The 12588-nt window shown below is 65.3% G+C and carries 9 protein-coding genes; 5 read left to right on the forward strand and 4 right to left on the reverse strand.

Going from position 1 to position 12588, the window contains the following annotated elements:
* Positions 1-25: 25 nt before the first annotated feature.
* Positions 26-1192 carry an epoxide hydrolase family protein gene (locus tag AB0L58_RS04220; protein WP_364380787.1) on the reverse strand — a complete coding sequence of 389 codons (1167 nt, stop codon included), beginning with the start codon at positions 1190-1192 and terminating at the stop codon, positions 26-28.
* A gap of 556 nt (positions 1193-1748) precedes the next feature.
* Here AB0L58_RS04220 and AB0L58_RS04225 point away from each other — a divergent pair.
* From AB0L58_RS04225 to AB0L58_RS04235, 3 genes are all read left to right on the forward strand, one after another.
* Complete coding sequence (locus AB0L58_RS04225; protein WP_364380790.1) at positions 1749-1883, forward strand: hypothetical protein; 135 nt, start codon at positions 1749-1751, stop codon at positions 1881-1883.
* Positions 1884-2067: 184 nt separating this feature from the next.
* Positions 2068-2871 carry an SAM-dependent methyltransferase gene (locus AB0L58_RS04230; protein WP_364380793.1) on the forward strand — a complete coding sequence of 268 codons (804 nt, stop codon included), beginning with the start codon at positions 2068-2070 and terminating at the stop codon, positions 2869-2871.
* Positions 2872-2881: 10 nt separating this feature from the next.
* Positions 2882-3115 carry a hypothetical protein gene (locus AB0L58_RS04235; protein WP_364380796.1) on the forward strand — a complete coding sequence of 78 codons (234 nt, stop codon included), beginning with the start codon at positions 2882-2884 and terminating at the stop codon, positions 3113-3115.
* A 580-nt stretch (positions 3116-3695) separates the two neighbouring features.
* On the opposite strand, the gene AB0L58_RS04240 is transcribed toward AB0L58_RS04235, so the two are convergent.
* Positions 3696-4589, reverse strand: a complete 894-nt coding sequence (locus AB0L58_RS04240; protein ID WP_364380799.1) for a class I SAM-dependent methyltransferase — start codon at positions 4587-4589, stop codon at positions 3696-3698.
* 557 nt (positions 4590-5146) lie between these two features.
* On the opposite strand from AB0L58_RS04240, the gene AB0L58_RS04245 reads away from it, so the two are divergent.
* Complete coding sequence (locus AB0L58_RS04245; protein ID WP_364380802.1) at positions 5147-6121, forward strand: YafY family protein; 975 nt, start codon at positions 5147-5149, stop codon at positions 6119-6121.
* 112 nt (positions 6122-6233) lie between these two features.
* On the opposite strand, the gene AB0L58_RS04250 is transcribed toward AB0L58_RS04245, so the two are convergent.
* Positions 6234-6764, reverse strand: a complete 531-nt coding sequence (locus AB0L58_RS04250; protein WP_364380805.1) for a hypothetical protein — start codon at positions 6762-6764, stop codon at positions 6234-6236.
* A 171-nt stretch (positions 6765-6935) separates the two neighbouring features.
* Positions 6936-10556: a cobaltochelatase subunit CobN gene (cobN, locus tag AB0L58_RS04255; RefSeq protein ID WP_364380808.1), complete on the reverse strand. Its 3621-nt coding sequence runs from the start codon at positions 10554-10556 to the stop codon at positions 6936-6938.
* Between the two features lie 670 nt (positions 10557-11226).
* Here cobN and cobG point away from each other — a divergent pair.
* The gene (cobG, locus tag AB0L58_RS04260; RefSeq protein WP_364380811.1) at positions 11227-12525 is read left to right on the forward strand and encodes a precorrin-3B synthase; all 1299 of its coding nucleotides are present in this window, start codon (positions 11227-11229) and stop codon (positions 12523-12525) included.
* Positions 12526-12588 lie beyond the last annotated feature (63 nt).

Below are 12588 nucleotides of genomic sequence, written 5' to 3' on the forward strand. Positions count from 1 at the left end.
CAGCGCCCGCCCCAATTTCACCTGCTCAGCCGCGGTAAGCCCGGAAGAAACTCCGGACGTCGTCCACGAGCAGGTCCGGCTGCTCCAGCGCGGCGAAATGTCCGCCCTGGGCGTATTCGCTGAAGTGCTCGATATGCCCGGTCGGATTCATCACCCGACGCATCAGCGGATCCGTATTGAACACCGCCCACCCCTGCGGCACGCCCGACGGCGCCACCCATTCCATACCGGAATGTGCTGTCTCCCAGAGGAATTGCGCGGCCGAAGCGCCGCTGCGGGTGAACCAGTAGATGCTGATATTCGTCAGCAGCAGGTCGCGATCCACCGCTTCGCCGGTTGCCCGAACCGGATCGGTCCAGACCTGGAATTTCTCCGCGATCCACGCCAGTTGCGCGATCGGGGAATCGGTCAGCGCGGCGGCAATGGCATTGGGCTGAGTGGTCTGCAGGACCAGGTACCCCTTCTGCTGATTCCACCTGCCCTGCGCCGCCTGGATGGCGGCGAGTTCGCCCTCGGTCAACCCCTCGGGCATCGGCAGCTGCTCCCCTACCAGACCGAGCGAGCCCCGGTCGCTGTTCACATGCGTAGCGATGACCCGCTCCGGATGCGTGGCGGCCAAACGCCCGGTCACCCCCGCACCGATATCACCGCCCTGAGCGACGAACTTCTCATAGCCGAGCCGGGTCATGAGTTCGGCGAATGCCTCGGTGGTGCGCGCCAGCTCCCATCCCGTGGTGGCGAGCGGTGTGGAGAACCCGAAACCCGGCACCGACGGAATCACGACATGGAACGCGTCCGCCGGATCCCCACCATGCGCTCGCGGATCGGTCAGTGGTCCGATCAGCTCGATGAACTCCACGACCGAACTCGGGTATCCATGCGTGATCAGCAGCGGTACCGCATCCGGCTCGGGCGAGCGGACATGGAAGAAATGAATCGTCTGCCCATCGATCTCGGTGGTGTACTGGTCATACGCATTGAGCTTCATCTCCTGCGCCCGCCAATCGAACCCGTCCCGCCAATACTCCGCCAGCTCCCGCAGATAATCCGGCGCAATGCCACGCTCCCAGTCGGACTCGGTGCCCGGCATCGAATGGGGCAAACGCGCGCTCGCGAGCCGCGCCCGCAGTTCGTCGAGCTCAGCTTGCGGAATGTCGATCCGGAAGGGGCGGATAGTCGCTGTGTTCGTCATGCGGACCACTCTCGACCCCATTGCGGAAGGTCTACTTCCGCATTACAAAGTTTCTTCCAGATTCGTTGGCGGTAGGTGGTCACCGCCCCCGAGCACGCACCATCTCGCGTTCCTGCGCGAGTTCTGGACTCGCCATGGGCGCATAGCACCTCGACTCCCAGTCTATTCACATAGTTTGATGCGCATATATAAATACCTATCTAGCTACCCGCTGTATCGGTCGGCAACGAATCACAAGCCGCTGGCCCGCGCCCTGTCCTGGCACTGTCCGCGAACTGTGACGTCAGTTGCTGCTCGGCCACATCAGCATGGAGCGCAACGAGTTCGGTGATCGGACAGGGGCGGCGGCTGGTGGTTGCGATGCCGGTCCAGCCCTCCGCACTCCACAGCGGCGGGTACATCGCAAGCCCCGATCGAGAGGGACAGTGGCCGGACCTCCTCGTCCCAGCCTGGCCAGCGCATCTCACGCGCGCACTCATCTCCCTGATGGCTCGTCGCGAACATCCGCCGATGCCGCTGGGCGCGCATCAAACCCGCTGCGGTAGGTGGGACATCGGTGATCGCAGACAAGCTCCTCGCCCGGCCGGCCCTGGCGCAGCGACTGCGGGCGAGCTCGAAACTCGGTCCAGCGCTTGCGATCTCGGGTCCGGTAGTAGAGCTGACCGGTGGCCGGATGCAAGGCGCCAAGTAGGCTAACGTGGCAAGCATGGAATCAGCCCTGTCCGCCGACCCACTGTCGCCGCTGATGCGTCTCGGCGCGCCCAGACGCCTGTAGCGGGCCGCAAGCTGCACCCCCCAACAAGGTTGAAACGACACGCCCGCATACCGCCCGCTCGCTACCTTGATGTTGCCTCGACTATGAAAGGACTCCGACCGTGGAACCCGGCTCTCCTGTCGACCTGCGGCAGAATCAGCCCCACACCGCCCGAATGTATGACTACTACCTCGGCGGCAAGGACCATTACAGCGCGGACGAGGAAGCGGCTGAACAGGTCGTGGCCATCTGGCCAGGAGTGCGGGTGGCCGCGCAGAAGAACAGGGCCTTCATACACCGCGTCACACGATTCCTCGCAAATGCGGGCATTCGTCAATTCCTCGATGTCGGAACCGGTATCCCGACCCAGCCGAATCTGCATCAGGTGGCCCAACAGGTTGCACCTGACGCGCGCGTCGTCTACGTCGACAACGATCCGATCGTGCTCGTCCACGCCAGGGCATTGATGGTCAGCTCACCGGAGGGACGTACCAACTACGTCTCCGCCGACGTCACGACACCCGAAAAGATTCTCGACGCCGCGGGATTGCACGAGACACTCGACCTCACCCAACCGGTTGCGCTCAGTCTCAACGCCCTGATGCATTTCGTCCCCGACGAGCAGGATCCCTACGGAATCGTCGACACGTTGATGGACGCGCTCGTTCCCGGCTCGTATCTGGTGATGACACACGTCACGCCAGACTTCGATCCGACGGCAATAGCTACCGTGGTCGACATCTACCGTCGCAGCGGCTTGCCGTGCCAAGTCCGAAGCCGAGACGAATTCATGCGGTTCTTCCACGGACTAGAGCTGGTCGATCCCGGTGTAGAGGTGCCGCACCGCTGGCGCGCGGACGGTATCGCACCCCCGACGATAATGGACGCCCAGGTGTCCGCCTACGCGGGCGTTGCACGCAAGTAAGACAACCCGCGTGGCGACACAGGCCAAGACCTACAACCCCGCCACAACGGTCACCAAGCGTGACGTCGACACCTTTCCGACCGAGTCAATGCGGTCGGAGTTCTCGTTCCGACTGTTCATCGCGACAACGAATCGTGTGTTGCACGGAACGCAATGCGAGCGATCGTGGAGCGTCCGCAAGGATGGCCGACTCGGGACGATGATCGTAATCATCAAGGCCGCAACAGGTTTCTTCGCACGGTAGCGCCACGAGCGACGCCGCTGATCTGCGCGTTCAGCGACTCCCTGGCGTCGTCGTCTCCCGGAATCAGTGACTCGACTCCAGATGATGGGATTGTCTCCATCAGTCGCGGCCGAGACCGCCGATAGCGCCGCGAGCACAGGTGGCGATGCCTCCGAAGCGATTGCGTCGAACACAATCTTTGCCGGTACTGCCGCAAACATGAGGTCTGTGATGGAGATATTCGGCGACTGCGGCGGCGCGCTCGGGTTCAGGATTCCTGGGTCCAAACGATGTCTCGATCGGTGGCCTCCTCGTCCGGAACCCAGCGCTTCCAGCCACGCTCGGGCTACGCCCGTCACGCTACGGTGGGCAGATCTGAACCCGACAAGATGACGGCCGCTTCATTCCTTGGCCCCCGCCGATTCCACACCACCACCAGTGGTCACGGCGTGCTACCATCTTCCACCGAATCCGGCTGGACTCCATGGTGTTCGGCCAGATTCCACTGACGACGCACCGCTGTGCCCCGACGACACCACCCGCCGGACACAATGTCGCCGGACGATCGCAACGGGAGCGGCGCTGGCTGAACAGCGCCGAATCAGGACGGCTTGAAAGCCGTCAGGTATCGCGTGCAGTCGAACATTTGCGCCAGCGGCTCCGGGACCGGTGCCAGGGGACGGTTGTAGCGTTCGGCCAGTTCCTGGATGTACAGGCTCGAGGTGGTCCAGCCGAGGGCGGTCAACAATTCATCCGGATCGGTGCGTTCGTCGGTGTAGAACAGTGACGCGAGGTCGACCTTGCCGAACGGGGTGTCCTTCAAGTACTGCGACTCCTGTTCGGTGATGCGGCCTATGTCGACGCTACTGTCGATGGTCTCCGCCGCCACCGTGCTACCGGGCGCCGAAAGTTGATCGATCCTGGTGAACAAGGCGTCCTGTGCGGCGCCTGGTAGATAGGGCAGCAGGCCCTCCGCCGACCACGCGGTGGGGGAGGTCGGATCGAAGCCCGCCTCGACAAGCGCCGCGGGCCAGTCATCGCGCAGATCAACGGCCACCGCGCGCCGGTCCGACCTCGACGCGGCGCCGGATTCGGTGAGCACCTGACGTTTGAACTCCAGTACTTTGGGCTGGTCGATCTCATACACGACCTCGCCCTTCGGCCAATCCAGCCGGTAGGCCCTGACATCGAGCCCAGCGGCCAGGATCACGGCCTGGGGCACACCGGCCGTCGCTGCGGACAGGAAGAAATCGTCGAAAAACTTACTTCGATATCCGATGAACCCAGAGGTGAACGGGATCTGCGTCCACAATGTCGGATCGGTGATCAGTCGTTTCATGTCCGAATCGCCGGATGCCACCACGAACGGGGCAGCGTATTCGTCATGGACGAGGGCATCGGGCCGTTTCGTCTCGATGGCGCGCGCGGCCGCGACGCCGAGCGCGGTCATGCCGACGCTGCTCACAATGTCCCAGGTATCGCCTTCGGTTCGCATAGTGCCGTCCTCGAAGAGTCCTGATTGCCATGGCTGACAAGTCGGAATCCGGGATGGCACTCGAGCGTGGAGGAGGGAGTCCTCTTGTCGGCTTGGCAATATTGCTGCTGTCGGTGAGTAGAGCTTGCTATGAACTTGATCATACGACTGCGGCGATTGCCGACGCGGATGCCCGGAAGTAGCCGCCGGCCCCTACGGCGTGACCGGCGCCTCCCTTGCCGCCGCGGTCGGGCACCATGCCCGCCTCGAATCCGGTCGACGCCGGCGGCCTCGGCGAACAGATCCAGCGCGCGCTGTCCCAACTCGGCTATGTCGCAGGTGCAAGTCTTGTCGTAGCCGCCGGGAGCGCGGTGTCATACAACCGCGCAGGGATTGGTCGTCTCCAGTCGGGTTCAATGCACAGTCATGCCGAGGCTGGTGTGCAGCACGTCCGCGCGCTCGACGACCTTGACGCGTTCACAGGATGGTCGCGACCAGTGGCGTGCGGCCATCGGCCCCGATTGTCGGCTGGCAGGTAGCGGAAGAAATCTTTCCGCAATTGCTGAGATGATCGACCGATGTTGGAGACTTCGGCACGGTTGTTGCGGTTGTTGTCGCTGCTGCAGATGCATCGGGATTGGACCGGGCCCGCGTTGGCCGAGCGGCTGGGGGTTTCGACGCGGACCATTCGTACGGATATCGAGCGGTTGCGCAGACTCGGGTATCCGGTGGACGCGACGCCGGGAGCAGCGGGGGGATATCGGCTGGGGGCCGGATCTTCGCTGCCGCCATTGCTTTTGGATGACGAGGAGGCGGTGGCGGTGGCGGTGGGGTTGGCGACCGCGGCGAATGGGGCGGTGACCGGGATCGAGGAAACTTCGGTGCGGGCGCTGGCCAAGCTGGAGCAGGTGCTGCCGTCGCGGCTGCGGCACCGAGTGCACGCGCTGACCGCCGCCACCGTACATGTGCCGCATCCGGGCCAGTCGAATGTGGACGCGGGAGTCCTCACCGCCATCGCCGCAGCGATCAGGGCGAACGAGCGGCTGCGATTCGACTACGAAACCCATTCCGACGCAATCGAACAACGACCGCCGCACCGGCGCGAGGTGGAACCGCATCGGCTCGCGCATTGGAACGGCCGCTGGTATCTGGTGGCGTGGGATATCGGGCGCGAGGACTGGCGCACCTTTCGCGTCGACCGGATGACGCCGCGGACACCGAACGGCGTGCGCTTCACCCCGCGCAGCGTTCCCGAAGCCGAAGTGGCCGAACGGATCCAACGCGGTGTTGGTGCGGCGACGTGGCGCTACCGGGCCAGGGTGCGGGTCGCGGCCCCGGCTACCACTGTGCGTACGCGGCTGCCCGCCGCCGTCACGGTCGAACCCGATGGTCCGAACCACTGTGTGATCCACGTGGGTTCGGACACGCCACATACCTTGACGTTGTATCTCGGACTGCTCGATGTCGATTTCGAAGTCCTGGACGCACCGGAACTCGCCGCGCACCTCCGCGCAACCGCCGAACGCTTCCGGAAAGCGGCGGGCGAGAATTGAAATGAGATATGTCCTGAATTTCGATGAGCGGCAACCCGGTCGGGCGAATTCTTCTGAATGCCCGGCCGGGACTACCCGTTCGAGACTTACTCGAACAGCTCGAATCACCGCATCATTGATTAGCGCCCGCGATACCGCCGATGATTCCCCCGATGACACATCCGGGCAGGAATCCGACGATCAGGAACAACAGCCCGATCAGCGCGCCGACGGCGCATCCGATCAACACACCGGCGACCGTGGTGCCCGCATCACCGATGAACTGCAGCGGAGCCGATTGCGGCGCCGGAGCATTGACCGGCGTCAGCGTCAATGTCGTTGCCGTGGCATCGACTTCGGGGGTGACCTGCACCTGCTGACCCGCCACCGTCTGCAGGGTGGTCGGCACGGTGGCGACCACACTGCCGTCGGGTGCGAGCACCGTGATGCCCGCATCGGGCGTCAGGACGAACTTGCCCGAGGCCAGCCTGATGGTGGCATCGGAGCGGTCCGTCGCCACCGCCGCGGTGTATTGGACGCCGTGATCCACGCCGCTGAGAACGGTTTCCGACGACACTTCAGGCGAGCCGTAGGCGGTGGCCGCGGTGATGCCTGTCGCGGCAATGGTCAAAACCGTTGTCGCTACCAACTTTTTGATCTTCATATTGATTTCCAATCATCCAGCCGATTCGATCGATGAATCCGAGAAACGGACATCGGTCATCAATCATCATGCGCTCTCGGCACACTCGGCGTCGCGGGAATCAGGAAATCGAATTATGTTGCAAGATCAAATAATTCGAAATACCAAGGAACTGGGGTATTGCTTCAGTGGCTATTCCAGTTCACCTTCGGTCTCCAGGTAGATCTGCCGCAATCGGTCCAGCGTTGCCTGCTCCGGATGCTCCCACATCTCCCGTTGCGCCGCCTCCAGCAGCCGCTCGGCAATGCCGTGCAGCGCCCACGGGTTGGACTGTTCCATGAACTTGCGGTTCACGTCATCGAAAACGTAACTCTCCGCCAACTTTTCATACATCCAGTCCGCCACGACATTGGTGGTGGCGTCGTAGCCGAACAGGTAGTCCACGGTGGCCGCCATTTCGAAGGCGCCCTTATAGCCGTGGCGGCGCATCGCCTCTAGCCAGCGCGGATTCACCACACGGGCACGGAAGACGCGGGAGGTCTCCTCCGAGAGCGTCCGGGTGCGCACGGCGTCGGGACGGGTGCTGTCGCCGATGTAGGCCTCCGGGTTCTTGCCGGTCAGCGCGCGCACGGTGGCGACCATGCCGCCGTGGTACTGGAAGTAGTCGTCGGAGTCGGCGATATCGTGTTCGCGGGTGTCGGTGTTCTTGGCGGCCACCGCGATCCGACGATACGCGGTGCGCATATCGTCGGCGGCGGGTGCGCCGTCGAGGTCGCGACCATAGGCGAAGCCGCCCCATGCCGTGTACACCTGCGCGAGGTCGTCATCGGTGCGCCAACTCTTGGAGTCGATCAATTGCAGCAGGCCGGCACCGTAGGTGCCCGGTTTGGAGCCGAAGATTCGGGTCGTGGCACGACGCTCGTCGCCGTGTTCGACCAGATCGTTCTGGGCGTGGGCGCGAATGTAATTCGACTCGGCGGGCTCGTCGAGGTCGGCGACCGAGCGGACCGCGTCGTCGAGTAGTGCGAGCACATGCGGGAACGCGTCACGGAAGAAGCCGCTGATGCGCACCGTGACGTCGATGCGCGGGCGGCCCAGTTCCGCGAGCGATATCACCTCCAGGGTGGTGACGCGGCGGCTCGCCTCATCCCAGACCGGGCGGACACCCAGTAGCGCAAACACTTCCGCGATGTCGTCGCCGGAGGTGCGCATGGCGGAGGTGCCCCACACCGACAGCCCGACCGAGCGCGGGTACTCACCGTGATCGGCCCGGTATCGATCGAGCAGGGAATCCGCCATGGCCTGCCCGGTCTCCCAGGCCAGTCGTGACGGGACCGCCTTCGGGTCGACCGAATAGAAATTCCGACCGGTCGGCAACACATTGATCAGGCCACGCAGCGGAGATCCACTCGGTCCCGCGGGGATGAAACCACCATCGAGCGCGTGCAGGATTCGTTCGATTTCGATACCGGTCTGGCGCAGGCGGGGCACGACTTCGGTCGCGGCGAAGCGCAGCACGGTTCGCACCGCGGCGAACGTCGGATCGGTCGCGGGTGCGTGCAGTCCGTCGACAACTCCGTCGACGGCGTCTACCGACCAATCGGCGGCTTGCAGTCCGGCGAGCAGCTCGCGCGCCTGGTTCTCCACCGCGTCAACCCGCTCGCGCACCTCGGCACCGGACTCGTTCAGCCCCAGGGCTTCCCGCAGACCGGGCACATTCCGTTCGCCACCCCACAGCTGGCGCGCACGGAGCATCGCGAGAACGAGGTCGAGTTCGGTCTCCCCCGTCGGGGCCTGCCCGAGGACGTGCAATCCGTCGCGAATCTGCACATCCTTGATCTCGCACAGCCAGCCGTCGACGTGCAGCAGCATGTCATCGAAGACGTCCTCGTCGGGGCGTTCGGCCAGGCCGAGGTCGTGGTCCATTTTGGCCGCGCGCATCAGCGTCCAGATCTGCTGGCGGATGGCGGGCAGTTTCGCCGGATCCAGCGTCGAGATGTTGGCGTGTTCGTCGAGCAGCTGCTCCAAACGCGAGATATCGCCATAACTTTCGGCACGGGCCATGGGCGGGATGAGGTGGTCGACGAGGGTGGCATGGGCGCGGCGCTTGGCCTGGGTGCCCTCCCCCGGGTCGTTGACCAGGAACGGGTAGATCAGTGGCAGCTCACCGAGAGCGGCGTCGGTACCGCACGAGGCGGACATGCCGAGGGTCTTGCCTGGCAGCCATTCCAGGTTACCGTGCTTGCCGAGGTGCACCATGGCGTCGGCGGCGAAACCGTCCGGCGCGGCGATCCATCGATAGGCGGCGAGGTAGTGGTGGCTGGGCGGCAGATCCGGGTCGTGGTAGATGGCGACCGGGTTTTCGCCGAAGCCCCGCGGCGGCTGCACCATCAGTACGACATTGCCGAAACGCAGTGCGGCGATGACGATTTCGCCCTTGGGATCGGCGGAGCGGTCGACGTAGAGTTCGCCGGGCGGCGGTCCCCATGCCTCGATCACGGCGGCGCGCAGGTCCGCGGGCAAGGTGCCGAACCAGCTGGTGTATTGGTCGGCGCCGATGCGGATCGGATTGCCCTCGAGCTGTTCCGCGGTGAGCCAGTCGGGATCTTGACCGCCCGCGGCGATCAACGCGTGGATCAGCGCGTCGCCGTCGCGTTCCGCGAGTCCTGGCACTTCGGTCTCGTCACCGAGGTCGTAACCGGCCGCGCGCATCTCGGTGAGGAGCCGGATCGCGCTGGCCGGGGTGTCCAGGCCGACGGCGTTGCCGATGCGCGCATGCTTGGTCGGGTAGGCCGACATCATGATGGCGATGCGACGCCGTTCGGCGGGGATGTGGCGCAGCCGGGCGTGCCGGACCGCGATACCGGCGACGCGGGCCGCGCGCTCGGGATCGGGCACGTAGGTGGACAGTCCGTCGGCGTCGAATTCCTTGAAGGAGAACGGAACTGTGATGATGCGGCCGTCGAATTCCGGGACCGCCACCTGGGTGGCGACATCCAGTGGTGAGAGACCGTCGTCGTTGGCCTCCCATTGGGCGCGGCCGCTGGTGAGGCACAGGCCCTGCAGGATCGGCACATCCAGTTCGGCGAGGGCGGCGACATCCCAGGCCCCGTCGTCGCCACCGGCCGATGCATTGGCGGGCTTGGTGCCGCCCGCCGCGAGCACAGTTACCACCAGGGCGTCTGCGGTGCGCAAGGTGTCGAGGAGTGCTGGCTCGGCGGTGCGCAGCGACGCGCAATACAGCGGCAACGCCGTGGCGCCCGCGTTTTCGATTGCCGCGCAGAGGGCGTCGACGTAGGCGGTGTTTCCGGCGAGATGCTGTGCGCGGTAATAGATTACGGCCACCGTGGGCGAATGTTCGGCAGTTGCGCTCGGATCCACGATCGGCGTGCGCTCCAACTCACCCCAACTCGGCAGTTGCACCGGCGGCTCGAAGCCGTGACCGGTGAGCAGCACCGTATCCGAGAGGAAGTTGTGCAGTTGGCGGAGGTTTTCCGCACCACCCGCGGCGAGGTAATTGTGCGCGTCGGCGGCCACACCACCGGGCACCGTAGAGCATTCCATCAGCTCGGCGTCGGGCGCGATCTCACCACCGAGCGCCACCATCGGTACCCCACTGGCCAGCACCGCCGCGAGCCCGTCCTCCCAGGCGCGCTTGCCGCCGAGGATCCGCACGATCACCAGATCGACGCCATCGAGCAGCGTGGGCAACTCGTCGACCAACAGCCGAGCCGGATTCCCCCACCGATACTCCGCACCGCTCGCACGCGCGCTCAACAAATCGGTGTCGGACGTCGACAGCAGCAAAATCACAGGTGGCAGCCTTCCTCGGGTGACGCGCCCATCGGTTACGGTGCTCGCCGGAGAGGGTCTGGCTTTCGACAGTGGCGCGACCGCACCGGAGTTCCACCGGTTTCCTCATCGCCCGCCGAGCAACCAGATGCTACAGCGTGTCTTCCAACCGGATGATCGGGTGACACCCCCCTTCTCGGGTGTCCCAACCCATCGTCACCGAAGTGGTGTGGGTGTCGGTTTCCGCGTCATCCGGGACGGCCGAACACGAGCATCCCACCACCCACCGACAAGTCTTCGGGCCTACCGAAGCCCGCGGTCGAATCCAATCCTGGAGACGGCCCTGGTGTCCTGAGCCACTGGCCGACAGCTGAGTGCCGACGCGCTCGACTTCAGCTCAGGTCGACGTTCCCGTCGATCACCTCGGGGTGTAGTGGAATTTGTCGAACCGCCAGCCAGCGGCGGTGCGCTCGGCGCCGATGGTGTAGCTGCCGAAGTGCGCGTCTTGCCGTGGGACGCATCGTTGTTCACATGCACCGACCAACTCGCGGCTGGGCCGCGCACACCGGAAGCGATCGGCGCCCAGGGCATCGTGCCCGATGCGCTCTCGGACCGAACGGCGACTCGGCGGCCCCGGGACATCGCGGCCGTGCCCGGTTGCGCTGCCGCCGGGTCGTAGGCTGGGTGGGTCATGACGCGTACGAATCCCGATTCCTGCCCCGGTGTGCTCCGGCTGCATCAGGCGGCCGATGGGCCGTTGGCTCGGATTCGGCTGCCCGGTGGGCGCCTGGAGCCGCGACAACTGCAGGTTATGGCCGAGGCCTCCGCCGAACTTGGCGACGGGAATATCGAGCTGACCTCGCGGGGCAATGTGCAGTTGCGGCAAGTGCGTGATGCCGCCGCGCTGAGTGAACGGTTGGCGGATGCCGGGCTGTTGCCGAGCGATACGCACGAGCGGGTGCGCAATATTGTCGCGTCGCCACTGTCGGGTCGAATCGGTGGCCTCGCGGACGTGCACGCGCTCGTTCCGGCACTCGACACGGGTTTGCGCGCCGCACCGCGATTGGCCGAACTGCCCGGCCGGGTGCTGTTCACTCTCGACGACGGTCGCAACGATATCAGCGGCCTCGGTGGCGATATCGGTGTGCACGCCACGGACGCAGACGAATTCGCGCTCGTGCTGGCCGGTCGTGATTGCGGCATCCGCGTATCCACGGCCGATGCGGTACAGGTGATGCTGGCCGCCGCGCACGCCTTCCTCGATCTGAGCTCGGGTCACTGGCGGCTACACGAGGTCGACGACGGTGCGCGAAGAGTGATCGACATCCTCGGCCTGTCCCCCGGCACCGAACGCTTGGAATTCGGTGCCGCCCCTGACATTCCGATCGGCTGGCTCGACCAGGACAATGGTCTCGTCAGCCTCGGCGCAGCCGTCCGCCTCGGCTCCTTGCCCGCCCGTATTGCCGAATTCATCGCCGCCATCGAACGCCCCATCTTCATCACCCCATGGCGCAGCATGGTGATCACCGATCTCGAGGAATGGCCCGCCGAACAGGTCGTCCGTGTACTGGCCCCCATGGGCCTGATCTTCGACGCCAATTCCCCCTGGCTCCAGGTCACCGCCTGCGCCGGCCGACCCGGCTGCGCCAAGGCCCTCACCGATGTGCGCGCCGATGCCACCGCCGCCGTCGAGTCCGGTCGCGTCCTACCCCCCGGCAACCAGCCCGCCGCAGCGAGCGATACCAGCGGCCACACCACAGAACCCGACCGCGCAACCGCAACCCCCGACTCGACCGCCACAGCCCCCAGCGCCATAACAGATCTCGGCACGACCATCGGGCTGCGCGGCGCCGACGATGTCACGGTCACCGGCCGCCAACACTGGTCCGGTTGTGACCGCCGCTGCGGCCGCCCGCGCGGCCCGGTCACCGACATAGTCGCCACCCAAAACGGCTACCGCATCGCGCCACCGCCCACGGGCCGACCCTGATTCACGGCCGGGCACCCCGTCTCGCCGCCGGGCACTTCGTACACAGGGTGCCGGGTGGCGAGA

The organism is Nocardia sp. NPDC052112, from assembly GCF_040680135.1.
Taxonomy (GTDB): Bacteria; Actinomycetota; Actinomycetes; order Mycobacteriales; family Mycobacteriaceae; genus Nocardia.